Genomic DNA, 24289 nt, shown 5'->3' with positions numbered 1-24289 from the left:
GGTCGGAATAGTCGGCGGAGGCGTACGGGTCCGTTCGCCGCCCCGCTCCTGCCAGCACAAAGGAGCTATTTGCGCGGCCATGCCAGCCTGCTCCAATTTGCAATATAGATCACGAATGCGATGAACATTCCCGATCCAATCAGGTCGAGCCGGTGTCGGCCGAAAAGGAATAGGCCGAAGAACGCCAGGCCGATCGAGGAGGCGGCCAGGAAGAGCGATGGGACAACGCTTGTGATGGGCACCCCTGCCTCGCCTTCGGCTTCGACGCCATCGCCGGTCACGTGACCATTGGAGCCTGGTGATCGGTTACCGAGCCTGACTGTCACCTTGCCGCGCCTAGTGGCGAGCCTGCCCCGAACCTTCTTTCTCGAGGTCAGCAGCACGAGCGCCATCGATATCAGCATGCTGCCGAAGCCCCAGGAGAAAACCGTGCAGGCCGCCATGGCGGTCGCATTTGCATAGGTCCGATAAAGATGAAGTGCCAGGGCTCCCATTGCTATGGTGATGGCAAGAAACAAGGAACCGACGATCAGGAATGTGACCCTGCCAGACAATTGCGTTTCACCTTCCACGTGACCTCCCCATTGATGTCCATCTGCTCAATGCAAATTAGGAGAATACCGACGATCTTCAAATGCCGACGCGATATTCGGCCCAGTTCAACTGCACGCCGGCATGATCTTTACGAAGCCGCGAGCAGCCATAATTAGCTGACGTATCGGGTGATGGAGGTGCCTCATGCAGATAGCAAAATCCGTTTCGGCCATGATCATCATCGGCCTTTCTGCCATACCTGTCGAAGCCGCGGGGATCAATTGCTCAAAGCCAGGCTCGCCAAGCGACCGTATGATCTGTCAGGACAAATCGCTGCTTGCTCGCGATGCGATGGTGAGAGATCTCTATGCCGCCGCATTGAAACGCGATGATGCGGACAAGGTTCGGGAACGGCAGCTGCGCTGGATCACCAAAGTGCAATCCTGCAGCGATGCAGCATGCGCCCGGCAGGCCTATGACGACCAGATTGCGTCTCTCTTGAGGACTAAGGGTGGACAAAGCGCTTCAACGGATTTCCAGTCGAACAGCGCCGACGGCGATGAGGGCCACCTTGCGATCTTCGGACCGGTCGATGGTCTCGTCGCAGTTTCGCTCTCCTCGACCTTCGTCGGCCCGGGCGGAGCAGATGCCGGCGATGTCAATGCCGACGGTCTCGACGGCGTCGTACCGCTGGCGAAGGAACATGCCGAACTCTCCAGAGACGCGTGCAAGATCGGCCTCGATCGCCTCAACGCAAAAACCTGGCGCGTGTCGCAGGCCGGTGTCTGCGATTTTGCGAACGGCGTGACCCTGCAGGGTACCTATCGCAAAGAGTAATATGGCCTGAGCGCGGTTGGCTGCCAGGCGAGGAATATCTCGCAATATCGCAACGTCACCGTGCACCAGATCGTCATCGATAACGAGGAACTTTTGTGATCCGGCCGCCGGCGACGGCCGGAGTGTTTTGAGAAATCCTGAGTTCGGACGATCAGCTCAGCTGCCGACTGCGTCGGAGGTGCACTTCTTGACGAAGCTCGTCTTGGCGGCACCGGCAAGCTTTTTCGATGCGGCCTGAGTATCGCAGGCACTTGCGGCATCCTTCTCGCATTTCTTGGTGAAACTCGTCAATGCGGCGCCTGCCAGCTTCTTGTCGGCAGCCTGGGCCTTGCATGTCGCATCCGCTGCCATCGCACCGCCTGCGATGCAGGTCGAGATAATGGCTATTCCGAGCAGTCTGATCATCGAATTCCTCCGGGGCTTACCGCGGCAAAAGGCCGAGGTAACCAGACACTAACGCAATGCCAGCCGCAGTAAAGATATGCGCCAATCATCCACGCAAAAGAAAAAGCCTTCGATATTATCCCTTAAACGGCACGGACCCAGCCGACCCAGTCTTGAATCGATCGACAAAAGAATAGAAAGTGCCCACATGGGCCAAGCAATGTCATGGGCCAAGCAATGTCATGCGGCCACCCCCACCTCACGCACTGGCGAAGCGCGACAAGCAGCAACACGAACTGAGTGCTCCACTATCCTCTCATGAAAACTATTTCAGGCACGAATCTCGAACAGGCCAAATCTCACAACCGGCGCGTCGTGATCGAAGCCATTCGCACCAATGGCCCGATGTCGCGGGCCGCCATTGCCCGCATGACTGCGCTGACCACACAGACCGTTTCGAATATCGTGGAGGAACTCGCGCGTTCGCATCTCCTGATAGCGATGGAGGCGCAGAAGATCGCCCGCGGTCAACCGATTACGCCCTACATGATCAATCCGGCTGGCGCCTACTCCATCGGTTTGGAACTCGGGCGCCAGCGTGCGGCTGGCGTGCTCACCGATCTGTCCGGCACGGTCTGCGCCCGCGTGGAGTGCCATGTCGACAGGCCGGGACCGACCGAGGCGATGCCGGTCCTTGCAGAGATCGTCAGGGATCTGCAGGAGGCCTTTTCTTTTGACCGCGACCGGCTGCTTGGCGTCGGTATCGCCTTGCCAGGACGCTACGCCGATGCCGGCGTAACCTCGCTCAGCCCGCTCAACCTGCCGGGCTGGCAGGATTTCCCCGTTGCCAGCGCACTCGAACGCCTGATCGACCTCCCTGTACTCGTCGAAAACGACGCCACGGCAGCGGCGATCGGCGAGCGGCTCTATGGCGTTGCCCGCGGCCTTGGCAGCTTCGTCTATCTCTTTCTCGCCGGCGACGGCGGCATCGGCGCCGGCATGTTCCTCGACGGCCATCTCTACAAGGGCAGCCGCGCCAATGCCGGCGAAATCGGCCATATCATCGTCGAGCCGCATGGCAAGCTCTGCAGCTGCGGCAAACGCGGCTGCCTCGATCGCTATGTCTCGCCATCCGTCGCTTACGAATGTCTGGGCATAGAGAATGCGCAGGAGCTGGATCCCGACGACCTGGATGCGCTGATCGCGGCAAATGGTCATGGCTTGAAGGCATGGCTGGAACAGGCGGTACAGCCGCTGCGCCAGACAATCGACTTTCTCGAGCTGGCCTTCGATCCGCAGACAATCGTGCTTGGCGGCAGTGCGCCGACATCCTTGATGACAGGGCTGGCCGAAAGCGTCGAGCCTCTGCACACCCCGGTCAACCCAACGGAAGAGCGCAGCATTCCACGGTTGATGATCGGCGCCAGCGGCAAGGATACCGCCATTTTAGGCGCAGCCGCGCTGCCCATCTTTTCCGAAACAAATCCGCAGTTCGATGTCCTGCAGAAGCCGTTGACGCATCGTGTCGTTATTCATTCTTGAACGGCCGGGAATAGAGCCGGCCTTGTATTACTGATTTAACTCAGGCGCGGTCAACGCGGATCGCGCCTGAGAGCCCCGCATCAGGCTGTCAGAATTGATGCAGACCGTAGAGCAGCGGCATGGTGCCGGCCAATGCCTTGAAACGTTCCCAGGATTTGGCCGAGGGCTTCGTCCAGCCTGTTTCGGCAAGTGCCGAAAGACGCGGAAAGACCAGCCGATCGAAAATGGCCCGATCGGTCATCGACTCCGACCAGATGCAGGCCTGAATGCCGCGAAGCTTTTCCTTCTGAGCCTCCGTCCAGCCACCGATAGGATCGAAGGTGTAGAGTTTTTCCGGATCCGAATGACCTGCCCAGCTTGCGCCCGGCTCGTCCCAATCGGGGCGCATCGCCATGTCGAGATAATAGACCTGGCCCGGGCAAACGACAATTTCGTATCCGCGACCGGCAAGCTCGGCCGCGACCTCGACGCTACGCCAGCTACAGAGATAGCTCTTGTCCTTGTCGATCCTGTCGCCATGGGCAGCCTCTTCCCAACCGCCTGTCACGCAACCCTTTGAAGCGAGAAATGCCTGGATGCGCTCCAGGAATTCCGCCTGCAGGAAGGCCGCGCCCGAGCCATGAATATCGTCGGCCCCGTGCGTGTTGGTGATGACGTTCAGGCGCTTGGCATGCGCTTGCGCAACATCATCACCGGCGATCTCGCGCAAGCGTGCCAAAGCCTCCGGCGAGCCGGACCAGGCGCCGAGGGGAACCTCGTCGGCACCGATATGGATCGTCTTGAACGGGAAAAGCTCGATCAGCTCCGAAAGGATCGTCTCGATCACTTCATAGGTCTTCTCACGCGCCGGGTTGAGGCAGTTATCGGGAAAACCCTGGACCGAATAGTAGCTGCCGGCTTCATTCGGGTCGCGCAGCTCGGGAATTGCCTGGAGCATGGCATAGCAATGGCCGGGTATATCGATCTCCGGCAGAACTTCGATGCCAAGGCCCTTAGCGTAGGAGACGATGTCGCGCACAACGGCTTTGGTGTAATAACCACCGGTGCGAGCCGGGCTGGAGCCAAGAAGCGGCAGCATCGGCAGGCCATGACCGCGCCACGCGCCAATCTCGGTCAGAGCCGGATAGGCGTCGATCTCGACGCGCCATGCTTCATCATCCGACAGATGCCAATGGAAGCGGTTGAGCTTGTTCCAGGCGAGCACCGCCATCAGCTTCTTGATTTCAGCCGAACCGTAGAATTGCCGTGCGACATCGAGGTGCAGGCCGCGCCAGCTCATCGCTGGCACGTCGACGATCTCACCGGCCGCAGGGAAATGGAATGCCTGCGGATGCAGGCGCGCGCCGCGCCAGATCTGGCCGATGGTGACGAGACCATAGACGAAGCCGGTCTGCGCGCTCGCTTCGACCGTTATAGTTTCGGGCGAAAAGACGATCCTATAGGCCTCGGCGCCCAGATCCTCGGCATGGCGCAACTCCACCCGCACGGCACCTTCCGCCTCGGACCGGATCAGTCCCTCGGCCGAAAATAGGTGTTCGACGAGGGCCGTGAAGCTTTCAGCGGCAGCCTGTGCCTCCGGCCCCGCAGCTTTCAAAACAAAGCCTGCGGGAAGCGGGCGGCGGGAGGAAACGGCTACGTGGTTCGGCCAGGGAATGATCGCCAGCGGCACCGGCGGATTGGCCGGCACCGGATAGATTTCCGCGCCGCGCTTCAACGGCGCATTGCTTGACGACGTGCGCGTCGGTTCGGTGCCAAGTGATACCGTGGTGCCATCGGGGAATGCGAGATAAGCGCTATTGGCGCCATCGTTCCAATGTCGGAACTGCCAGCTCAGCGCGCGAACGGTGATGGTCCACGTCCCGCCACCGGCCAGCACGAAGCCCACAGGCGGCTCGAATTCGGTAAAATTGGACAGCCGCTTGGTAACCGTCGCGCCTTCGACAACGCCGGCCGGATCGACACGACCGGGGCCGCTGACGCAGAGGGTGAAGCCCGAAAGCGGCTCCGATGACAGGTTCTTCAACCGCAGGACATAGGAAAATTCCTTTTCGTCGGTTGGCGGGTTCCAGGTGGTTTCAAGCCGCAGAGCCGGGGATCGCGGTGTGGACATGAGCATTCTTTCTTCCTGAAGATATCGTTCAAAGCTTGAGCATGCCGGCGTAGATGCCGGGTGCGGAATTGGGGATCTGTATGGCGCCGACCGTCTTCTCGTAGAATTCCGATGGGCCGACATCGCCGATGACCGTATAGGCGTAGCCCATGGCCTTCTGGTCGTTGAGGCAGGCAAACAGCAGCGCCCGACCGATGCCGAGACCGCGAACGCTTTCGTCGACGCCGGTCGGGCCGAAGAAACCGCGTGCCGTCGCCTCGTGGCAGGCAAAGCCGACAAGCTCCCGATTTCGCGTGGCGATAAAGCATGTCGGCGGCTGGCGGGTCATTGCGACTGTCGTCTCACTTGCCCAACCCTGGCTGAAATGTTCGGCCACCCAACCGGTGATAAGCCGCAGCTCCGGCGGCAGTGCGCGCCTTATGGTAACGCCCGCATTCGCCATGCGCTCGGGCGACTGCGTGTCGACCGGCAAGGTCGATAGATTGACCAGATAATCCAAGGGGAATCCTCCTAATTCGATGTGACGAGCGCGCGCATGAAATGATTGGGGCCGATCTGCTCGACCTCAGTCGAGATCGGCCGGCTGAGCGCGCGGATCTTTTCCGCCTGCTCCAGGAAGCGGGCGCTGCCGCCGGTCACGAACCTGCGGCCGCCATCCGGCACCGCCGAAAGCAGAAGCTGCGTATAGGGGTGCTTCGGACTGGCGAGGACGGCATCGGTCTCGCCCCACTCGACCATCTGGCCGGCAAACATCACCACGATCTCCTCTGCAACATGAGCGGCCGTTGCGATATCATGGGTGATGTAGAGCATGGCGAGATCGTTTTCCCGTTTTACCCGCGCCAGCAGATCGAGAATGTCCTTGCGGATCGAGACATCAAGCATCGAGGTTGGCTCATCCGCCACCAGCACGCTCGGCGCGACCGCCAGGGCACGAGCGATATTGACACGCTGACGCTGGCCGCCGGAGAGTTCGTGCGGAAACTTCTGGCGTGTCACCGTGGGATCGAGCCCGACGCTTTCCAGCAGCTTCGCAATATCCTCTTCCCGCTCGGCCTTCGGCTTGTCTCCACCGTGCAACTGCAGTGGCCTTGCGATGTGATGATTGATCGTGAAGGCAGGGTTGAGCGAGGAGAACGGATCCTGAAACACCATCTGCACATCCTTGCGGTACATCCGCTCGTCCTTGCTCGCCCCTCGCGCCGTGCGATCCTGTCCGCGAAAGAGGAGCCGGCCGGCAGTCGGCTTGTCGAGGCGGGCAATGATGCGGGCGCAGGTGGTCTTGCCGCAGCCGGATTCGCCGACCAATGCCAGTGCCTTTCCCGCGAATAGTGAAAAGGAAACGCTTTTCAACGCGTGCACAGGGCCAAAGTGGCGCTGGATATCATCAAGCCGGATGACGGGTTCTGCAGTCACAGCCTGTATCTGCGGGTTCATGCGAAAACTCCGGGAGGATGGGCGCTGGCCGGAAGCTGCGGGATGGCATTCCAGAGCTTGCGCGTGTACTCGTGAACGGGCGACTGGCTGACCTGAGCGACGTCGCCGACCTCGACCAATTCGCCCCGCAGCATGACGCCGATACGGTGGCATAGCTGCGCCATCAGATGCAGGTCGTGGGTGATGAACAGCACCGAGAAACCATAGGTCTGCTGCAGGTCGAGAACCTGTTCTAGGATCTCTCGCTGCACCACGACATCGAGCGCCGTCGTCGGTTCGTCCATGATAATGAGTTCAGGACGCAGCGCCAGGCAGATGGCGATAACGATGCGCTGGCGCATGCCACCGGAAAACTGGTGCGGATAATCGCTGACGCGATGCGGGGGGATGCCGACCAGCTTGAACATTTCTTCGGCCCGCGCACGCGATCCCTGACGTGAGCAGCCAGTATGGCGATGCAGCACGTCATGGAACTGCGCCTCTACCCGCATCAGCGGATTGAGCGAGTTCATGGCGCTCTGGAACACCATGCCGATGCGTTTCCAACGGATTCTCTGCAGATCGCCTTCCGGCATCTTCAGCAGATCCTGGCCGTCAAGGCGGATGCTACCGCCGCTGATCCAGGCCGGAGCTTTGGAGAGCCGCGTGATCGCATAGGCAATCGTGCTCTTGCCGCAGCCGGATTCACCAGCAAGACCGAAGATCTCGCCGCGGCCGATATTGAAGGAGACATCCTTCACCGCCCGGAAATCGCCCTTGTCGAGCAGGTAATCGATGTTGAGGTGTTCGATCTCAAGCAGATTGTCGCTCATTGCTCGGTCCTCATCATGCGATTGCGGGCACGCGTCAGGCGGAACCAGCGGGTCAAGGCCGGGCCGGAACGCAATTGCGGATTGGCGATTTCATCGAAAGTGAAGTTGATCAGCGCCAGACCGAGCCCCGTCAGCGCGATGCCGATGGCCGGCACGCCGATATCCCACCAGGCGCCGACCATGATGGCCGAAGCATTCTGGGCATTATAGAGCATGGTACCCCAGGTGACCTTCAGCGGATCGCCGAAGCCGAGATATTCGAGCGTGGTCTGGGCGACGATCGCATAGATGATGCTGCCGACCAGGTTAATGCCGATGAGCGGTGTCAGGTTTGGCAAGATCTCGACGAAGATGATGCGCCAGGCCGGCTCGCCGATCATCTTGGCGGCGGTGACGAAATCGCGGTTGCGCAGCGCCATCGTCTGAGAGCGCGTCATGCGCGCGCCCCATGGCCATGACGTCAAGGCAATGATGGTCATGATCGCTATCGGCCCGACCGTGCCCGCGAAGGAAGCGAGCAGGATGAGGAGCGGCATATTTGGGATAACAAGCACGGCGTTGGTGGCAAGGTCGAGCGCCGCATCGGTCTTGCCGCCAATATAGCCGGCGATCAGGCCGATCGCCGTGCCCAGCACGGTAATGGCGATGCCCGTGGCGAAGCCGACGGACAGCGAGCTTCTCGCGCCCCAGACGAATTGCTTGTAAACGTCGCGGCCCATCTTCGTCGTGCCGAAGACATGTTCGACGGATGGTGGCTGATGTGACCGCCCCACGCGAGCGCCGGGCTCGCCGGGAGCGATGACCGGAGCGAAGATCGCCATCAGGCACAGCACGGCAACGATGACAAAACCGACAAGCGCCTTCTTCTGGCTGAAAATGGATCGGAAGGAGAAGCTCATCGGCCTGCCTCTCTCAATCGCGGGTCGACGAGACCGTAGATGATGTCGACAAGGAAATTGGCGCCAAGCGTTGCGAGCGTCATCAGCAGCAACTGCCCCTGGATGACGGGATAGTCGCGCGCCACACTGGCGGTGAACAGCGTCAGCCCAAGACCCGGATAATTGAAGACGATCTCGGTGACGATCGAGCCGCCGAAGACGGCGCCGAGTATCAGCGCAAGATTGGTGAGCACTGGCAAGAGTGCGTTACGCGCACCGTAACCGAACATGACCGCGAGATTGCTGAGGCCCTTGGCGCGGCCCATCGTCACGTAATCCTCGCCGAGCACGACGATCATCGAAGAACGCATGGTGGTCTGGAATTCGCCGATCAGGAATGGCGACAGCGTCAGCACCGGCAGGATCGCGTGCATGAACACGCTGCCGAAGAAGGTGAAATTGAAGCCCGGATCGAGATTGGGATCATAGGCATATCCCACCGGGAACCAGCGCAGCGACACGGCGAAGATAAACAAGGTCGTGAGCGCCACAATGACGGGCGGTATCGAGAACAGGATGACTGCGAAAGGCGATACGATCGTATCGAACCGCCCGCCGCGCCTCCAGGCCGCGACCGCGCCGAGGATGACACCAACGCATAGTGAAAAGATGATCGCGGTTACCACGAGGAAGATGGTCCACAGCGTAGCCCGGCTCAGCACCTGAACCACCGTCTGCGGATAGTATTTGACCGAAACGCCAAGATCGAAGGTGGCGAGGCCTTTAAGGTAGTCGAGAAACTGCATCATGATCGGCTGATCGATCTCGCCGAAACGGGCCTTGATCGCCTCGACGGCCGCGGGTGTCGCCCGCGGCCCGAGCTGGGCGACCATGGCATCGACGGGGCTCCCCGGCATAAGCCGGGGAAGAATGAAGTTCACGACGATCGCGAAAGCCAAAGCCACCGCATAGACGCCGAGGCGCCGGCTCGAAACACGCATATCTGCTTCCTTCGCTATGGCCTTATTGGACCGGCTTAAGACGCAGAAGATGCATGAGACGCATGCGGTTGTTATCGTGGTTTTCCGGATTCATCACCGGATCCTTGTCCGTGACCCAACCGGTGAAACGCTTGCTGGAATACTGATACCAGGTCGGACCGTTGAAGACGGGAACGACCGGGAAGTCATCGGCAATCAGAACCTGGATGTCGCTGAAGATCTTCTTGTGATCATCATCGGAAGACGACTTCAGATACTGAGCAAAGAGCGCATCGAGCTTCGGGTTGGAGTAGCGTGGCGCGGCGACGGTGAGCTTGCCGGCATAGGCCGTCGACAGGCTCTGATAATAGCCCTGGAACGGGGTGGCGCTGTCGGCGCGCGAGTTCATGACGACATCGAAGCTGCCGTCGAGAAGCTGCTTGCGCCACTGCTCGTATTCGGGCGTGGCGACCGAAGCGTTGATGCCCGCGGCGCGCAGCCCTTCGACGGCGATCTGCACGGCATCGATCCAGTCGGTCCAGCCGTTCGGTACGATGACCGCGAAGGTGATTGGCTTGCCGCTCGGCGTGGTACGGAAGCCATCGGCGCCCTTCTTGTAGCCGGCATCGTCGAGGATCTTGTTTGCCTTTTGGGTATCGAAGCCCATGAAGGCATCCTTATCGCCCTCAGCGGCCTTATTGCGCCAGCTTTCGAAGCGCGGCGGCAGGCCGCTGGCATGCAGGTTGACGACCGGATAGCCGAAGCCGGCAATATCGACCATCGATTTGCGGTCCATCGCCAAGCTGAACGCATGACGGAAGTTGAGATCCTTGAATGCCTCGAAATTACCGGCATTCGAAGATTTGAAGTTCATTTCGAAGGCAACGGTTTCGGCTGGCGGCTGCCAGTAGCCATTATGCTGCGGATCGAGCGCGACGAAGGTCTTGTCGATCTGCGGCAGGAACGAGCCGATCCAATCGACGGTGCCTTCCGGCAGCAGCGCCAGCATCTGGTCGTTGCCCGAAATCTGCGGCAGGCGCAGGCAATCGACGTGCAGCGATGCGGCATCCCAATAGTTCGGATTGCGGCATTGCTCGTAGACCTGTGGCGTAAAGCGGCGAACTTCGGTCATCGGGCCGGATCCGACCGGCTTCTCGTTCTTGAAGGCGACCGGATCGGCAACGTCTTTCCAGATATGCTCGGGCACGACGGCGAGATCCGCGAGCGATTCCGGGAATTCGGAATTCACGGCCTTGAGCTTGATCGTCACCTCTGTCGGCGACGGCGCCTCGACCGACGCGACTGTCTGACCGACACCGACCGTATCGACGGCCGGGTTCTTCAGCATCAGGTCGATCGTGTATTTCACGTCGGCCGAGGTCAGCGGCTGTCCGTCAGACCATTTCACGCCGGGACGCAGTTCGTACGTGATCGACATCAGATCGTCGGAAAACTTGTAGCTGGTCGCCAGACGCCAGACCGGCTTGCCGCCGTCATTGGCATTGAAGATGACCAGCGGCTCGTAGATGAAATCCATCGTGCTCTGGCGACGACCGGCCAGATCAAAAGGATTGAAGTTACTGACCCAGCTGGTCTGCTCCTCGATGTGCATCGTCAGCACGGATTGCGCGGATGCCATGCCCGCACCGAACGCCAGCGAAGCGCCAAACACTGCCGCTGCCAAGGATGTCCGTTGAAATAAATTGCGCAATGACTTTTTCCTCATTTCCATTTTCAGCCCCTCTTGCTGTTTTTGAGTAGTCAATCAAATTGATTTAATCGTGAGTTTTGAGACTCGTCAATCGCTGATTGGAAATCAACAGGCATTGATTTGAAGGTTCGCGTGATGTCTTTGACGATCGGAATACAGCTCGCCGCTACCGATAATTGCGCGGAGATATCGAGACTGCGGCCTGGTGGCAGCGAACTCTGCGCTGCGGCCACGAAGGATCTGCGGGCCTGGCGAAAAAAAGCCGAAAAAAAGAAAAGCACGTCAGCGCTGCCGAAACAGCACACTGCCGACATCTGGATTTAAGATTCTGCTGTTCGAAAGACTGATCTTCCCAATCGCGTCACCACGGATGCAGCAGAACGGACGCGAGATTGACTGCGATGCGACAACGGACGCATCGCAATCGAAGAAAAAATGGCGCTCGCTCAGTCCAGCGGCTTGTAGGCGATGACGTCCATTTCGACCTTCACGTCGACCATCATCGGCGATTGCACAGTCGAGCGTGCGGGCGGATGATCGATGAAATGCTTTTCGAAGACGGCGTTGAAGCTCGAGAAATCGCGAGCATCATCCAGCCATACATTGACCTTCACCACATGCTCGAGCGTACAGTCGGCAAGGGCAAGAACATCCTTGATATTGGCGATGACCTGCTCGGTCTGCGTGACGATATTGCCGGTGATGATTTCACCGTTGATCGTCGGAACCTGGCCCGAGACATAGACGAAATCGCCTGCCCGGACGGCCTTCGCGAAGGGGCGACGCTGGCCCCCAGCCTGGTTATCGGCGACATCGAAACGGATCAGCTTGTTCTTGCTCATGATATGTTCGGTCTCTCTCTGTGTTGTCGAAAGCCGCGTCGCCGTCGCTTCATCATAAAAAAGCTCGATCGCCCGACTCCTCTGGAACCTTCATTAACCTCGGCCAAGCCGTCACGCCAGATCGTTTCATCCGTTTATGGGATTCCCTATCGAGCGCTGCAGGAGGCCATCGCGTCCTTTTGTCGAACTTGGCATGATTGCCTTTTCGCCCCCGAGCCTGATAAGACAAAGGCATATTTCGTCGTATGATTGGTTGACGTTCAGGAGGAGTCGTCATGGCAGAACTCGCGCAATTGCTTGCGTCCATTCGCATTCCCGATCTTGCCGGCAAAAGAGTATTGATAACGGGCGCTTCGACCGGCATCGGCGCTGCCGTGGCACGCGCCTTTGCCGCACAGGGCATGAAGATCGGCCTGCACTTCAATGCGAGCCGCGAGCCGGCGGAAAAGCTGGCCGATGAAATCAAGGCTGGCGGCGGGACCGTTCATCTCATTCAGGGCGATGTCTCGCAAGACGGCGGGACCGAGCGCGTCGTCGAGGATGCGGTAGACGCCTTGGGCGGCCTCGATGGCCTGGTCAACAATGCTGGCGGCATGCTCGGGCGGCTTCCAACCGCCGAAATGACGGATGGGCATTATGAGCGGGTGATGAACCTCAATGCACGCTCCGTCCTTGCGGCCACCCGCGCCGCTCATCCTCACCTGAAAAAACAAGGCGGCTTCATCATCAACACGACCTCAATTGCCGCGCGCAACGGCGGCGGCAATGGCGCAATTCTTTATGCCGCCTCCAAGGGTTTCGTCTCGACCATTACCCATGGGCACGCCAAGGAATTCGTCAGCGACAAGATCCGCGTCAATGCCGTCGCACCCGGCGTCATCGCGACGCCGTTCCATGAGCGCTATACCAACGACGAGCAGATGGAGCTGCAGCGCAAGACGATCCCCATGGGCTTCGTCGGCACACCGGAAGACTGCGTCGGCGCTTATCTCTTCCTCGCCTCTCCCACCCTGTCCGGCTACATCACCGGCCAGATCATCGAGGTCAATGGCGGCCAGCTCATGCCGTGAGATGCGGTCAGCGGTCGCTTTGTGCGTCGGGCAATGTTAGTCTTGCCCGGCAGGGGGCCTTCGCGTCGAGGAAGATGGAGCGCATGCAGATGGCAAAGACGCCCACTCAGGACGGCATCAAGACGTCGGTGGAATTGACCCATCCGGAGCGGGTCTATTGGCCCGACGATAATATTACCAAACGCGATCTTCTCGAATATTATGCCCTGGCGTGGGAGCGCATGTCGCCATTCGTCATCAATCGTCCCCTCGCGCTGTTGCGCTGCCCCGATGGTATCGACGGGCCACGCTTCTTCCAGAAACACGCCTGGAAAGGCATCAATCATAACATCACCGAAATCGCCGATCCCGAAGACAAAGACGCTGCAAAACTTTTGAAGATCGAGAGTTTTGACGGGCTTGCTGCGCTCGTCCAATCAGCCGCCCTGGAGATACATCCCTGGGGCACCAGGATCGAGCATTGGGAAAAGCCCGACATGATCATCATGGACCTCGATCCCGGCGAGGATATCGCATGGAGCAAGGTCGTGACTGCAGCGAAAGAGATCAGGGAGCGGTTCGCGGCCCTGGGCCTGACCTCTTTTGTCAAAACGTCCGGCGGCAAGGGATTGCATGTGGTCGCATCCGTCAAGCCGCAGGCGACCTGGCCTGATATCAAGGATGCTGCAGAAGCGATCGCCCATGCCATGAGCGCCGATAGCCCGGAGACATATTTGTCGGTCGCCAGCAAGACGAAGCGGGCGGGCCATATCTTCATTGATTATCTGCGTAACGGGCGCGGCAATACTGCGGTCGCACCCTATTCGACACGCGCAAGAAAGGGCGCGGCCGTTTCGATGCCGGTCAATTGGGACGAATTGGACGACAAGATCGGGCCGGCCTCCTTTACCGTCAAGAATGCAGCATCGCGCCTCGGCCAATCGAGCATCGATCCTTGGGCAGATTTCTTCAAGGCGGCATCGCCGCTCAAAGTCTGAGGCTACACTAGAAACGGGACCAGCGCCGGCGTGCTGGCCTTATAGTCGGCATAGGCCGAGCCGAAGGTCTCGCTCATCCAGCTTTCTTCAATCCGTACACGGCGCAATACGGCATAGAGCACCGCAATGATCGCAAGGACGGCCGCGATGTCACCGCGCGCAATTGCCGAACCGATGATGGCGAGCATCAGGCCGGAATAGATCGGATGCCGGACAAGCGCATAGGGACCGGAGCGTATGAGCGCGTGATCCTCCTTGAGCGTAATCACGCCACTCCAGTTTCTGCCGATGTGATAGCGAGCCCAGACGGCGAAGAGCAGACCGATGAAGGTCAGAGCAGCACCGATTGTATAAGACGCCAGGTCTTGCGGAATGATGCGATATCTCAAGGGGCCGAACCAGGATGGATCGATTGAAAGCAGGAAGGCGCCGATCCAGATCGGCGCGGTATTGCCGAGCCGCGACAACGGATCTTCCTGCCGCACACTCTTCTTGACGCCGAACGAAGCAAAGAGCCAGATCAACAGCCAGATGATCCAGCATGCAGGAATGAATTGATAAAGCAGCATCGCTCAGCCCACGTCTTTGTCCAGTTCCGGATAGTGCCGGAAAATGCCGTTCTCATTGAAGGGAATGCGGCGATCGGACTGAAGATAGCGAGCAATGTTGGGCCGTTTCATGACAGCTGCGTGCAGCGCAGTCAGATGCGGATAATCGCGGTTAAAATGCTTTGTCGCGCGCGGAAAGGCATAGCGCAGCCCTTCATAGACTTGAAACAGCGAAAGATCGACATAGGTCAATTCGCCGCCGAAGATATGGCTCGATCCTTCGGGGTTCTGCTGCAGCACTTTCTCGAAATAGCCGAGAAACTTGGGAATGCGGTTCTCGATGAATTCCGCAGCGCGCGCTTTGGCCTCTTGCTTCTGATCCTCGTAATATTTCGACGTCGCGATCGGATGGTGCGTGTCGTGTACCTCGGCGACGAGATCGGTGATCGTCAACTGCAGGCCGTTCAACACGTGGCGCTTTCCTTCGTCCCTCGGCGCCAGACCGAGCTTCGGCCCGAGATACATCAGGATATTTGCCACATGCGGAATAATCAGATCACCGTCCTTCAGAAATGGCGGCGCAAATGGGAGGCCGAATTCGGATTTACCTTCCATGATGGCAAACATGGCGGGCATTCCGTGCCCTTTGCTTGCAGGAGCACGGCAAACATCGACATAGCCTGCGCCGACTTCCTCCAGCGTCAGCCGGACGAATTCGCCGCGCCCCTGAATGCCATCCCAGTAATAGAGTTCATAGGCCATTCGGTTTTCCCTCTCCGGAATTGAGAGCAATCAGCTGCAATGATCGCCGCAGGACTGCAATTTAGCGTCGACATCCCGAAAGATAAGAGGCAATCGACGATTACAGGCGGAGGCATATACACAGGAAACCATATGAACTTCGTAGCGACGGCCGAATGGATTTCGACGATCGCATCCAGTCTTCACCAATGACCTAGGAATGCGCGTTGTGCTCGTGGCGTTTACGCGTCGCAGCCGCCTTCTTTGCAGAGGCGGAGCGCTCCGCAGCGGGTCGGCTTGCAGCGGCGCGTCCGCCGATCCTGCCGCCCTTTTCGGACGATTCGTGATTTTCGGAATGGCCGCGACCGGAGCCGGACTTCTTGCCGCCGCCGCTTTCCTTGTTTACGGTCGCCCAGGCACGCCGCTCCGCCTCTTTCTGCGAAACGCCGCGGTCCTCATAACCTTCTTCGATATGTTCGGCCTTGCGCTTCTGCTTCTCGGTATAGGCAGATTTGTCTCCTCGGGGCATGATCTTTCTCCTTGCTGGGAAGAAAGACCAACCCGTCGTCAGGGAAAAGGTTCCGAGATTTGGCCGGACGAGCTGCGATTGCCGGATAGCAGATTGCTCGGGAGCGCCCGCAATCGCCGATCACGCCGTACAGCGGCATGTTGCTTGGCGGAAGCAGGGAAAAACACGCCAACCGAGCGATCGATGATCAGAATGAGGACCAAAGCCGCCAGAAGATAGAGCGCAGCAAGCACGAGGAGTGATGTCATTGCACCGCCTCCCAGCTAATGACAAGACGCAAAAGCTCGCGCGCTGCGACGATCGCCACAACCATCCGTTTCAGATCATCGATATAGCTGCGACACATTGCTGAGCTCCCTTCGCAATCTGTAGCATCGATGTGTGACAACTATTTCGCGGATGAGAGCCAAATCACCGAAATTATTGCGAATATTCCGTTACCGTCTCGAAAAGAGAGACGGCCCGATGTTGCCATCGAGCCGCCCTCATCTCCGCCACACTCCTGAAGCTGACGCGTCCTATATCTTCGCGGCTGCAGCCTTCTTCGATATCTTCTTCGCTGGCGTGGCCAATTTTTCCTCGGCAACAGCTGCCGCGGCGACTGCCGTCTTGCGCTTTGCCTTGGGCTTGATATCGATCGTGCTGCCCTCTGCAGTCGTTTTCTCAAGCGCGATGCGCTCGCTGCTCGCCTGCGCCCAATGCTCGGCGTCGCGACCGGAAGGATAGCCTTCCTCTTCCCATATGGCGTATGCGCGCTTCTTGATCCATTCGTCCCGAGATTCCAACATCTGCTGTTCTCCGTTCGCATCATTGAACAAGGTTTGATGAACGATGCCCGTTCTTGAAACGCGGGCTTTGACGCCTCCCCCGAGCAGCCAAGACGCTATGGCTAGCGTTCTTCGATCTCGACGCTCGAACCGCAGTGGCGCTTCAAACAAGAAACAGTAGTTACCGTGGGGGACGGTAGCGAAGCAGCCGAAGCACCCTAAGTATGATGCTGGTCAGAACAGGGTTCAATTAAAATTATCTAATAAGATGAGATTTCGCACCGCTATTGATGACATCCTGGCGATCGCCGGCCCACTCATTGCAGCTTTTGCGGGCAAGGATATACTTGCATCATGATCGACCTCGTGGCTGCCCATTGGGGCCAAATTCTCGCCGTCCTGTCCATCGTGATGGGGGCAGCCGCTGCAATCCATGCGGCCATGACCAAAGAGGATGTCCGAGCTGCGATCGGCTGGGTCGGCGTCATCATCCTGTCGCCCATCATTGGTGCCGTCCTCTATGCTGTCGCCGGCATCAATCGCATCCGCCGGGCCTCCCTCAGCTCGCAGCGCGACGCGCTCTTTCGCAAGGATGCGAATGGCGAGCTCTCCAGCTTCGACGCCGATGACGGCGAGGTGCGGCGGCGGTTCGGCGATCGGTTCGGTTCGATGAAGACGCTCGGTGACCGCGTCGTTCGCTATATGATGAGCACCGGCAACACGATCGAGATGCTGACGAACGGCGATGTCGCCTATGCCGCGATGAAAGCTGCCATCGACGGCGCCGAGCGCAGTATCCTGATGGAGACCTATATCTTCGATCGCGACCCGATCGGCCTTCGTATCGCCGATTCCCTGATTGCCGCGACCAAGCGCGGTGTCAGCGTCCGCGTACTCATCGATGCCGTCGGCGCCCGCTATTCCGTGCCGAGCATCATGGGCTATCTGCGCGAAGGCGGCGTGCAGGTCGACGTCTTCAACGGCAACGTCATCATCGGTCTGCGGTTGCCCTATGCCAACCTGCGTACCCACCGAAAGATCCTCAGCATCGACGGGCGAATTGCCTTTACCGGCGGCATGAATATCCGCCAGGGCTTCACGCGCGAATTCGCAAACGAGCACAGCGCTCGCGACATGCATTTCTGCGTAACGGGTCCTGCAGTCGCCGATCTCTTCAATACGGCGGCCGAGGATTGGCGCTTTACCACGGGCGAGGTCCTGAATGGCGGGGAATGGCGGATCGCCGCACCCTCCAACCAGCCTGGAGCGCCCGTTTTTATGCGCGTCGTCGCCTCTGGTCCGGATCGCAGCGTCGAGACCAATCACAAGATGCTGATCGGCGCGCTGTCGGTGGCACACAAATCCATCCGCATCATGTCGCCCTATTTCCTGCCGGATCGCGAATTGATCAGCGCGCTGGTGACCGCAGCGCGGCGTGGAGTCGAGGTCGATATCGTCGTGCCGACGGCCAACAATCTGGTGCTCGTCGACCGCGCCATGACGGCGCAATTCGACCAGATGCTGAAGAATTATTGCCGCATCTGGCGCGCCGAAGGCGCCTTCAATCATTCCAAGCTTTTGTCCATCGACGGCATCTGGGCCTATGTCGGCTCTTCCAATCTCGATCCGCGCTCCCTGCGGCTTAATTTCGAGGTGGATCTCGAGATACTCGATCGTGACTTTGCCGACACGATCGATATGCATATCGGCGCAATCCTCGAATCGGCGCATCCAGTCGATCTCGAAAGACTTCGGGCACGTCCTTTCATCATAAGGCTTGTCGAGAAGGTTCTCTGGCTCGGTTCGCCCTATCTCTGACGATCTCACCGCCAGACAATCTGTGCTCGTCGCAGCCTTTTTACATGACAAGGCCAACAATCGCTTCCTATACTCTCTCCCACGTGCCCGACGTGATCTGATCAAGGAACGGTCGACGGATAGATGCGAAAGAAGAAAGAAAGTCTCCGTGCGAGCATTCTCGAAAGCCTGAAGAACCGAAAGAAATCGCGCCCAAAATCGGCCGGCAGCAAGCCCGATCGCCCCGAAGGCACGTTGATCGCCTCCTACAATGTCCACAAATGCGTCGGCGCCGACCGCCGCTTCGATCCGGAAAGGACCAGCCGCGTCATTCATGAAATCGATGCCGATGTCATCGGTCTGCAGGAAGCCGATACGCGTTTTGGAGAACGCACGGGTATCCTCGATCTGCGACGGCTCGAACGGGAGACAGGCCTCATTCCCGTGCCGATCGCCGGCGTCACCAAGGCGCATGGCTGGCATGGCAATGTGGTTCTCTTCAAGCAGGGTACGGTTCGCGACGTCCATCAGATCAATCTGCCGGGGCTCGAACCGCGTGGTGCCTTGATCGCCGAACTGGAATTGGCTCGTGGCGGGAGCCTCAGGATTATCGCGGCGCATCTCGGCCTGCTGCATCGCTCGCGCGCGCAGCAGACGCGTCTGATCGTCGATCTCATGAATGACGGCAGCGAGACGCCGACCATCCTGCTGGGCGATCTCAACGAATGGCGCCTTGGCGACCGCTCGTCCCTCAATACCATCCAGAACGCGTTCGGGCCGCTACCGCCTGCCGTGCCGAGTTTCCCCTCGGCACTGCCGCTTCTAGCGCTCGATCGCATCATGGCAAACCGCCGCGGCATGATCTCCGCGGTCGAAGTACATGACTCGCCGCTGGCACGCGTGGCTTCCGATCACCTGCCCATCAAGGCCGTGGTCAGTCTGGAAGCGCTCGACATCAACGCCCGGGTGCATTCGCAGACTGCCTAGACGTTATCGCCATGCTTCATGTTGATCCCACCGATATATGTGATGACGGGCGCAGGACCATCTTATAGGCTGCCCGCCGAAATGACCGATCCGGGAGACAATCATGCTGAAAACTCTGTTGCTGACCGGCGCCGCCGGCGGTGTTGGCCAGGCAATCCGGCCGCTTCTGTCGCAGATCGCCGAGAATGTCGTATTGTCCGACCTCGCGCCGATAAGCGACCTGCGCCCGAATGAGCGTTTCGTCGCCTGCGATCTCGCCGACCGTAGCGGCGTCGACGCGATGGTGCAGGGTGTTGATGGTATCATCCATCTTGGCGGGATATCGGTGGAAAAGCCCTTCGATCTGATCCTGCAGGGCAATATCCTCGGCCTCTACAATCTCTATGAGGCCGCGCGCGCCGCCGGCAAGCCGCGTATCGTCTTCGCAAGCTCCAATCACACGATCGGCTTCTACAGGCGGGATGAGCGGATCGACAATAAGGTGCCGACCCGGCCGGATTCGCTCTATGGGGTCTCGAAAGTCTTCGGCGAGGCCGTCGCCAGCCTCTATTTCGACAAGTTCGGCCAGGAAACGCTTTCGGTACGCATCGGCTCCTGCTTCCCCGAGCCGCGCAATACACGCATGCTCGCCACCTGGTTCAGCATCGGGGATTTCGTCTCGCTGTGCGATTGCGCATTCAGCGCCCCGCGCCTCGGCCATACGATCGTCTATGGCGTCTCGGACAATGACGAACAGTGGTGGGACAATAGCAACGCCGCCTTTCTCGGCTGGAAGCCGCGCGATAGTGCGGCTCCCTGGCGCACCGAAATTCTGTCGAGGACACCCGCTGAGGATCCAAACGATCCTGCAATCGTCTATCAGGGCGGCGGCTTTGTTTCTGCCGCTCACCCCGAGGACTGATCGTCAGACGCCGTTGCGAAAGAGCTTCCAGCGTGTCGGCCTGAAAGCAATGCGGTTGCGGTCCAATGCATCCGCCTTGTTCGGCGGCAGTTCGATCTCGATAGGATCGTGCTGGGCACCGATGTTGATCTCAAGATGGCGAGTGCCTGCTACACGCCTGCTGGCAACGAGCAGACCCGCGATCGCGCTGCCATCGCCATCGCGGATCTCGATATCGTGGGGTCGGAAATACAGATAGGCTTCGCCATCAGGCTCATGCGGCGTGCTGAGCCCCAGCGGCTTATCATCGAACCAGATCTCACCGCTGGTGATGCGCACCTTCAGACGATTGGATTGGCCGATAAAGCCATAGACGAAGGGAGAGTTCGGCGCGTCGTAGATCTCGTCTGGCGTTCCGACCTGTTCGATCGCGCCCTTGTTGAGCACGACCACCCGGTCGGCGAGCTCCAGCGCTTCTTCTTGGTCATGGGTCACGAAGACGGTGGTGTGGCCGGTGCGGTCATGGATCTCGCGCAGCCATTTGCGCAAGTCCTTGCGGACTTGCGCATCGAGAGCACCAAAGGGCTCGTCAAGAAGCAGGACATTCGGCTCCACCGCCATGGCGCGCGCCAGTGCAACACGCTGGCGCTGGCCGCCGGAAAGCTGGGCCGGATAGCGCTTCTCCAGGCCGTTCAGTTGCACGAGTTCCAACAGCTCGATGGCACGCCGGCGTATTTCATCGCGTGGCGGACGACGCGATGCCGAGCGGACTTTCAGACCGAAGGAGATGTTGTCGAGCACCGTCATATGCCGGAATAGCGCATAATGCTGGAACACGAAGCCGATATTGCGCTGCTGCACGGTCTTTCGCGACGCATCCTCTTCGCCGAAGAAGATCTGCCCCTCCGTTGGAGTTTCCAACCCGGCAATCAGGCGCAGCAGCGTCGTTTTGCCGGAGCCGGATGGACCGAGAAGCGCAATCAATTCGCTCGAGCGGATATCCAGCGACACGTCATGCAATGCGGGAAAGCGACCGAATTCCTTACGCAGGTTTTGAACGCGAACTTCCATTAAGAATTCCTTCAGTGACGCCGGCTGGCTGCGATCTCTTCGCTATAGCGCATTTCCAGCAACGTCTTCAGTATCAGTGTGACAAGGGCAAGCAGAGCCAGAAGCGTAGCAACGGCAAAGGCCCCAGAGAAATTATATTCGTTATAGAGAATCTCGACCTGCAGCGGCATGGTGTTTGTTTCGCCGCGAATATGGCCGGAGACGACCGAAACGGCGCCGAACTCACCCATGGCGCGGGCGTTGCAGAGCAGCACGCCGTAAAGCAGGCCCCATTTGATGTTCGGCAGCGTGACATGCCAGAAGGTCTGCCAGCCATTCGCCCCGAGCGAAAGTGCTGCCTCCTCGTCCGCGCTGCCCTGCTCCTGCATCAGCGGGATCAGTTCGCGCGCGACGAAGGGAAAGGTGACGAACATCGTCGCCAGCACCAGCCCAGGAACCGCAAACAGGATCTGAATGCCGTGGCTTTGCAGCCAAGGGCCGAGTGTGCTGTTCGAATTGAACAACAGCACGAAGACGAGGCCCGATATGACCGGCGACACCGAGAAGGGCAGATCGATCAGCGTCGTCAGTAAGGCCTTGCCCTTGAATTCGAACTTGGCGATCGCCCAGGCGGCCGCAACGCCGCAGACGAGGTTCAGCGGCACGCTGATGCCGGCAACGATCAATGTCAGCCGGATCGCCGCAAAGGTTTCCTCGTCAACCAAGGCTTCGAAGAAGGTCTCGATCCCCTTGCGGAATGCCTCGACGAAAACGGCGGCGAGAGGCAGAAGCACCATCAACGTCAGGAACGCGAGCGAGATCAATATGAAGACGATGCGCGCAAGCCGGCTTTCGGTGATGACGGAATGACCGGTTTCGGCTGATGCAGAAAGATCATGCGCCATAGCCGTATCTCCTTCTGCTCCAGGACTGGATGAGATTGATGATCAAAAGCATGGTGAAGGAAATGAACAGCATCAAGGTCGCGATCGCCGTCGCTGCGGAATAATTATATTCCTCCAGACGAATGACGATGAGCAGCGGTGCGATTTCCGAAACATAGGGCTTGTTGCCGGCGATGAAGATGACCGACCCGTATTCGCCGGCCGCGCGCGCGAATGCCAGCGCAAAGCCCGTCAGAGCTGCGGGTGCGAGGCCTGGGAGCAGCACGCGGGTTATCGTCTGGAAACGCGAGGCACCAAGGGTCGCCGCCGCCTCCTCGACTTCGCGGTCGATCTCCTCCATGACGGGCTGCGCCGTACGCACCACGAACGGTAAGCCGACGAAGATCAACGCGATGACGATGCCGACGGGCGTGAATGCGATCTTGATGCCGAGCGGCGTCAGGAACTGTCCGATCCAGCCGTTCGGTGCGTAGAGCGTCGTCAGTGCAATGCCGGCAACCGCCGTCGGCAAGGCGAACGGCAGGTCGACCATCGCATCGAGAACGCGCTTGCCGGGAAAGCGATAGCGCACCAGGACCCAAGCCAGGATAAGCCCGAGCACGGCATTGACGAGCGCGGCGATAAAGGCGCCGCCGAAGCTCATGCGCAGAGCATAGAGCGTGCGCACGTCAAGCGCGAGGGCCCAAAAATTCTGCCAGCCGAGCGCGCTGCTTTTCCAGAGGAGCCCTGATAGCGGGATGAGAACTATGAAGAGGAGCCAAGCCAAGGTAACGCCGAGCGCCAATCCGAATCCCGGAATGACGCTCGGCTGCCGTAACCGCCACCGTTTGCGGGTTATAGAATGCATTCAGTCTTATTGCCCCGGCTTGTAGATCTGATCGAAGACGCCCCCGTCAGCGAAGAATTTCGGCTGAGCTTGAGACCATCCGCCGAAGTCGTCAATAGTTGCGAGCTTCAGGGACGGGAAACGAGCGACATCCTTGGGATCGGCCGCTTCCGGCTTGATCGGCCGGTAATAGTGCTTCGCAGCAATCTTCTGACCTTCATCCGAGTACAGGTAGTTCAGATAGGCTTCCGCGACCTTGCGCGTGCCCTTGGTGTCGACATTGCCGTCGACAACGGCAACCGGCGGATCGGCGCGGATCGAAACGGACGGCGTCACGATCTCGAATTTGTCGGGACCGAGTTCGTCGAGCGAGAGATAGGCCTCGTTTTCCCAGGCGAGCAGGACGTCACCAAGACCACGCTGCACGAAGGTCGTCGTCGCCCCGCGCGCACCGGTGTCGAGGACCGGCACATGCTTCAGGAGCTGCGCGACGTAGTCCTGCGCCTTGGCATCATCGCCGCCATTGGCCTGCTTGGCCCACGCCCATGCCGCCAGGATGTTCCAGCGGGCACCGCCAGACGTCTTCGGATTCGGCGTGATGACTTCGACCCCGTCCTTGACCAGATCCGGCCAGTCCTTGATGCCCTTGGGGTTACCCTTGCGCACCAGAAAAACGATGGTTGAGGTGTAGGGAACCGAATTGTTCGGGAACTTGGTCTTCCAGTCGGCCGGGATCTTGTGCGTCGCCTTGGCGATCGCATCGATATCGCCTTCAAGGGCGAGCGTCACCACATCGGCATCGAGACCGTCGATAACCGAGCGGGCCTGCGCGCCGGAGCCGCCATGCGAAGCCTTGATATTGATGGTTTCACCCGTGTCCTTCTTCCACTTGGCAGCAAAGGCCGTATTGAAGTCCTTATAGAGTTCACGGGTCGGATCGTAGGAAACATTGAGAAGCGTCTTGTCCGCCGCCCAAGTCGGCGCGACGGCCGCGATCGAGAAACTGCCGATCAGAATTGCGGTGGCGAGAAGCCGTGAAAGCTTTATCGTCTGCATGAATACACCCCCTTCGTTTGTCCTTAAACCCTACCAAGTTGGTCGTATAAAGTAACGAAGACAGTTCCCGTTTTCGGCAATCGTGGAGA

The 24289-nt window shown here is 59.3% G+C and carries 26 protein-coding genes; 7 read left to right on the top strand and 19 right to left on the bottom strand.

Features of this window, described 5'->3' with window-relative positions:
- Positions 1 to 65: 65 nt before the first annotated feature.
- A complete protein-coding gene (locus AC13RM_RS21385; protein WP_488555520.1) occupies positions 66 to 572 on the bottom strand; it encodes a hypothetical protein in 507 nt (168 codons plus the stop codon).
- 166 nt (positions 573 to 738) lie between these two features.
- Between AC13RM_RS21385 and AC13RM_RS21380 the strand changes: the two genes are divergently transcribed.
- Positions 739 to 1371, top strand: coding sequence for a lysozyme inhibitor LprI family protein (locus AC13RM_RS21380; protein WP_440480294.1), 633 nt, complete (start codon positions 739 to 741; stop codon positions 1369 to 1371).
- Positions 1372 to 1527: 156 nt separating this feature from the next.
- On the opposite strand, the gene AC13RM_RS21375 is transcribed toward AC13RM_RS21380, so the two are convergent.
- On the bottom strand, positions 1528 to 1776 hold the full coding sequence (locus AC13RM_RS21375) for a hypothetical protein (RefSeq protein ID WP_095437480.1): 249 nt from the start codon (positions 1774 to 1776) through the stop codon (positions 1528 to 1530).
- A gap of 297 nt (positions 1777 to 2073) precedes the next feature.
- On the opposite strand from AC13RM_RS21375, the gene AC13RM_RS21370 reads away from it, so the two are divergent.
- The gene (locus AC13RM_RS21370) at positions 2074 to 3297 is read left to right on the top strand and encodes an ROK family transcriptional regulator (protein ID WP_488555519.1); all 1224 of its coding nucleotides are present in this window, start codon (positions 2074 to 2076) and stop codon (positions 3295 to 3297) included.
- Between the two features lie 88 nt (positions 3298 to 3385).
- On the opposite strand, the gene AC13RM_RS21365 is transcribed toward AC13RM_RS21370, so the two are convergent.
- From AC13RM_RS21365 to AC13RM_RS21330, 8 genes are all read right to left on the bottom strand, one after another.
- Positions 3386 to 5413, bottom strand: coding sequence for a beta-N-acetylhexosaminidase (locus tag AC13RM_RS21365; RefSeq protein WP_488555518.1), 2028 nt, complete (start codon positions 5411 to 5413; stop codon positions 3386 to 3388).
- Positions 5414 to 5435: 22 nt separating this feature from the next.
- Positions 5436 to 5906: a GNAT family N-acetyltransferase gene (locus tag AC13RM_RS21360; RefSeq protein WP_488555517.1), complete on the bottom strand. Its 471-nt coding sequence runs from the start codon at positions 5904 to 5906 to the stop codon at positions 5436 to 5438.
- Between the two features lie 11 nt (positions 5907 to 5917).
- Positions 5918 to 6844, bottom strand: a complete 927-nt coding sequence (locus tag AC13RM_RS21355) for an ABC transporter ATP-binding protein (RefSeq protein WP_488555516.1) — start codon at positions 6842 to 6844, stop codon at positions 5918 to 5920.
- Positions 6841 to 7656 (bottom strand): ABC transporter ATP-binding protein, encoded by an 816-nt coding sequence (locus AC13RM_RS21350; protein ID WP_488555515.1) that lies wholly within the window; start codon positions 7654 to 7656, stop codon positions 6841 to 6843. Before AC13RM_RS21350 ends, AC13RM_RS21355 begins: the two co-directional genes overlap by 4 nt.
- Complete coding sequence (locus AC13RM_RS21345; RefSeq protein WP_488555514.1) at positions 7653 to 8555, bottom strand: ABC transporter permease; 903 nt, start codon at positions 8553 to 8555, stop codon at positions 7653 to 7655. Before AC13RM_RS21345 ends, AC13RM_RS21350 begins: the two co-directional genes overlap by 4 nt.
- A complete protein-coding gene (locus AC13RM_RS21340) occupies positions 8552 to 9535 on the bottom strand; it encodes an ABC transporter permease (protein WP_488555513.1) in 984 nt (327 codons plus the stop codon). The genes AC13RM_RS21345 and AC13RM_RS21340 overlap by 4 nt, the downstream gene beginning before the upstream one ends.
- A 22-nt stretch (positions 9536 to 9557) precedes the next feature.
- Entirely contained in the window at positions 9558 to 11246 is a 1689-nt protein-coding gene (locus tag AC13RM_RS21335) for an ABC transporter substrate-binding protein (RefSeq protein ID WP_488555512.1), read from the bottom strand.
- A gap of 425 nt (positions 11247 to 11671) precedes the next feature.
- Complete coding sequence (locus AC13RM_RS21330) at positions 11672 to 12067, bottom strand: RidA family protein (protein ID WP_374819814.1); 396 nt, start codon at positions 12065 to 12067, stop codon at positions 11672 to 11674.
- A gap of 275 nt (positions 12068 to 12342) precedes the next feature.
- Between AC13RM_RS21330 and AC13RM_RS21325 the strand changes: the two genes are divergently transcribed.
- On the top strand, positions 12343 to 13137 hold the full coding sequence (locus AC13RM_RS21325) for an SDR family NAD(P)-dependent oxidoreductase (RefSeq protein ID WP_374819816.1): 795 nt from the start codon (positions 12343 to 12345) through the stop codon (positions 13135 to 13137).
- 83 nt (positions 13138 to 13220) lie between these two features.
- A complete protein-coding gene (gene ligD / locus AC13RM_RS21320; protein ID WP_374819818.1) occupies positions 13221 to 14114 on the top strand; it encodes a non-homologous end-joining DNA ligase in 894 nt (297 codons plus the stop codon).
- Between the two features lie 2 nt (positions 14115 to 14116).
- On the opposite strand, the gene AC13RM_RS21315 is transcribed toward ligD, so the two are convergent.
- The 5 genes from AC13RM_RS21315 to AC13RM_RS21295 form a co-directional block, all read right to left on the bottom strand.
- Positions 14117 to 14683: a methyltransferase family protein gene (locus AC13RM_RS21315; RefSeq protein WP_374819820.1), complete on the bottom strand. Its 567-nt coding sequence runs from the start codon at positions 14681 to 14683 to the stop codon at positions 14117 to 14119.
- 3 nt (positions 14684 to 14686) lie between these two features.
- Positions 14687 to 15424, bottom strand: a complete 738-nt coding sequence (locus tag AC13RM_RS21310; RefSeq protein ID WP_374819822.1) for a glutathione S-transferase — start codon at positions 15422 to 15424, stop codon at positions 14687 to 14689.
- Positions 15425 to 15617: 193 nt separating this feature from the next.
- Positions 15618 to 15932, bottom strand: coding sequence for a plasmid stabilization protein (locus tag AC13RM_RS21305; RefSeq protein WP_374819824.1), 315 nt, complete (start codon positions 15930 to 15932; stop codon positions 15618 to 15620).
- Between the two features lie 38 nt (positions 15933 to 15970).
- The gene (locus tag AC13RM_RS21300) at positions 15971 to 16180 is read right to left on the bottom strand and encodes a hypothetical protein (protein ID WP_374819826.1); all 210 of its coding nucleotides are present in this window, start codon (positions 16178 to 16180) and stop codon (positions 15971 to 15973) included.
- Positions 16181 to 16450: 270 nt separating this feature from the next.
- Positions 16451 to 16720, bottom strand: coding sequence for a DUF2934 domain-containing protein (locus AC13RM_RS21295; RefSeq protein WP_488555511.1), 270 nt, complete (start codon positions 16718 to 16720; stop codon positions 16451 to 16453).
- Between the two features lie 333 nt (positions 16721 to 17053).
- On the opposite strand from AC13RM_RS21295, the gene AC13RM_RS21290 reads away from it, so the two are divergent.
- The 3 genes from AC13RM_RS21290 to AC13RM_RS21280 all read left to right on the top strand — a co-directional run bounded on the left by AC13RM_RS21290 (position 17054) and on the right by AC13RM_RS21280 (position 20384).
- The gene (locus AC13RM_RS21290; protein ID WP_374819830.1) at positions 17054 to 18517 is read left to right on the top strand and encodes a phospholipase D-like domain-containing protein; all 1464 of its coding nucleotides are present in this window, start codon (positions 17054 to 17056) and stop codon (positions 18515 to 18517) included.
- Positions 18518 to 18640: 123 nt separating this feature from the next.
- The gene (locus AC13RM_RS21285) at positions 18641 to 19483 is read left to right on the top strand and encodes an endonuclease/exonuclease/phosphatase family protein (protein WP_374819832.1); all 843 of its coding nucleotides are present in this window, start codon (positions 18641 to 18643) and stop codon (positions 19481 to 19483) included.
- Positions 19484 to 19586: 103 nt separating this feature from the next.
- Positions 19587 to 20384: an NAD-dependent epimerase/dehydratase family protein gene (locus AC13RM_RS21280; RefSeq protein ID WP_113228729.1), complete on the top strand. Its 798-nt coding sequence runs from the start codon at positions 19587 to 19589 to the stop codon at positions 20382 to 20384.
- Between the two features lie 3 nt (positions 20385 to 20387).
- On the opposite strand, the gene AC13RM_RS21275 is transcribed toward AC13RM_RS21280, so the two are convergent.
- The 4 genes from AC13RM_RS21275 to AC13RM_RS21260 are packed head-to-tail and all read right to left on the bottom strand — an operon-like array spanning position 20388 to position 24200.
- Complete coding sequence (locus tag AC13RM_RS21275) at positions 20388 to 21434, bottom strand: sulfate/molybdate ABC transporter ATP-binding protein (RefSeq protein WP_113228728.1); 1047 nt, start codon at positions 21432 to 21434, stop codon at positions 20388 to 20390.
- An 11-nt stretch (positions 21435 to 21445) separates the two neighbouring features.
- The gene (gene cysW / locus AC13RM_RS21270) at positions 21446 to 22318 is read right to left on the bottom strand and encodes a sulfate ABC transporter permease subunit CysW (protein WP_374819835.1); all 873 of its coding nucleotides are present in this window, start codon (positions 22316 to 22318) and stop codon (positions 21446 to 21448) included.
- On the bottom strand, positions 22308 to 23165 hold the full coding sequence (gene cysT, locus AC13RM_RS21265) for a sulfate ABC transporter permease subunit CysT (RefSeq protein ID WP_374819837.1): 858 nt from the start codon (positions 23163 to 23165) through the stop codon (positions 22308 to 22310). The genes cysW and cysT overlap by 11 nt, the downstream gene beginning before the upstream one ends.
- A 6-nt stretch (positions 23166 to 23171) precedes the next feature.
- Positions 23172 to 24200, bottom strand: a complete 1029-nt coding sequence (locus AC13RM_RS21260) for a sulfate ABC transporter substrate-binding protein (protein ID WP_095437459.1) — start codon at positions 24198 to 24200, stop codon at positions 23172 to 23174.
- Positions 24201 to 24289 lie beyond the last annotated feature (89 nt).

Source organism: Martinezella sp. CNPSo 3732, from assembly GCF_057784515.1.
The sequence above is the reverse complement of the archived record's forward strand: the minus strand, read 5'-3'. Positions and strand labels throughout refer to the sequence as shown.

Excerpts from the sequence above, each read along its gene's own strand:
- AC13RM_RS21380 (WP_440480294.1), top strand. The coding sequence starts at position 739 with ATGCAGATAGCAAAATCCGTTTCGGCCATGATCATCATCGGCCTTTCT.
- AC13RM_RS21375 (WP_095437480.1), bottom strand. The coding sequence starts at position 1,776 with ATGATCAGACTGCTCGGAATAGCCATTATCTCGACCTGCATCGCAGGC.
- AC13RM_RS21370 (WP_488555519.1), top strand. The coding sequence starts at position 2,074 with ATGAAAACTATTTCAGGCACGAATCTCGAACAGGCCAAATCTCACAAC.
- AC13RM_RS21365 (WP_488555518.1), bottom strand. The coding sequence starts at position 5,413 with ATGCTCATGTCCACACCGCGATCCCCGGCTCTGCGGCTTGAAACCACC.
- AC13RM_RS21355 (WP_488555516.1), bottom strand. The coding sequence starts at position 6,844 with ATGAACCCGCAGATACAGGCTGTGACTGCAGAACCCGTCATCCGGCTT.
- AC13RM_RS21350 (WP_488555515.1), bottom strand. The coding sequence starts at position 7,656 with ATGAGCGACAATCTGCTTGAGATCGAACACCTCAACATCGATTACCTG.
- AC13RM_RS21345 (WP_488555514.1), bottom strand. The coding sequence starts at position 8,555 with ATGAGCTTCTCCTTCCGATCCATTTTCAGCCAGAAGAAGGCGCTTGTC.
- AC13RM_RS21340 (WP_488555513.1), bottom strand. The coding sequence starts at position 9,535 with ATGCGTGTTTCGAGCCGGCGCCTCGGCGTCTATGCGGTGGCTTTGGCT.
- AC13RM_RS21335 (WP_488555512.1), bottom strand. The coding sequence starts at position 11,246 with ATGGAAATGAGGAAAAAGTCATTGCGCAATTTATTTCAACGGACATCC.
- AC13RM_RS21330 (WP_374819814.1), bottom strand. The coding sequence starts at position 12,067 with ATGAGCAAGAACAAGCTGATCCGTTTCGATGTCGCCGATAACCAGGCT.
- AC13RM_RS21325 (WP_374819816.1), top strand. The coding sequence starts at position 12,343 with ATGGCAGAACTCGCGCAATTGCTTGCGTCCATTCGCATTCCCGATCTT.
- ligD (WP_374819818.1), top strand. The coding sequence starts at position 13,221 with ATGCAGATGGCAAAGACGCCCACTCAGGACGGCATCAAGACGTCGGTG.
- AC13RM_RS21315 (WP_374819820.1), bottom strand. The coding sequence starts at position 14,683 with ATGCTGCTTTATCAATTCATTCCTGCATGCTGGATCATCTGGCTGTTG.
- AC13RM_RS21310 (WP_374819822.1), bottom strand. The coding sequence starts at position 15,424 with ATGGCCTATGAACTCTATTACTGGGATGGCATTCAGGGGCGCGGCGAA.
- AC13RM_RS21305 (WP_374819824.1), bottom strand. The coding sequence starts at position 15,932 with ATGCCCCGAGGAGACAAATCTGCCTATACCGAGAAGCAGAAGCGCAAG.
- AC13RM_RS21300 (WP_374819826.1), bottom strand. The coding sequence starts at position 16,180 with ATGACATCACTCCTCGTGCTTGCTGCGCTCTATCTTCTGGCGGCTTTG.
- AC13RM_RS21295 (WP_488555511.1), bottom strand. The coding sequence starts at position 16,720 with ATGTTGGAATCTCGGGACGAATGGATCAAGAAGCGCGCATACGCCATA.
- AC13RM_RS21290 (WP_374819830.1), top strand. The coding sequence starts at position 17,054 with ATGATCGACCTCGTGGCTGCCCATTGGGGCCAAATTCTCGCCGTCCTG.
- AC13RM_RS21285 (WP_374819832.1), top strand. The coding sequence starts at position 18,641 with ATGCGAAAGAAGAAAGAAAGTCTCCGTGCGAGCATTCTCGAAAGCCTG.
- AC13RM_RS21280 (WP_113228729.1), top strand. The coding sequence starts at position 19,587 with ATGCTGAAAACTCTGTTGCTGACCGGCGCCGCCGGCGGTGTTGGCCAG.
- AC13RM_RS21275 (WP_113228728.1), bottom strand. The coding sequence starts at position 21,434 with ATGGAAGTTCGCGTTCAAAACCTGCGTAAGGAATTCGGTCGCTTTCCC.
- cysW (WP_374819835.1), bottom strand. The coding sequence starts at position 22,318 with ATGGCGCATGATCTTTCTGCATCAGCCGAAACCGGTCATTCCGTCATC.
- cysT (WP_374819837.1), bottom strand. The coding sequence starts at position 23,165 with ATGCATTCTATAACCCGCAAACGGTGGCGGTTACGGCAGCCGAGCGTC.
- AC13RM_RS21260 (WP_095437459.1), bottom strand. The coding sequence starts at position 24,200 with ATGCAGACGATAAAGCTTTCACGGCTTCTCGCCACCGCAATTCTGATC.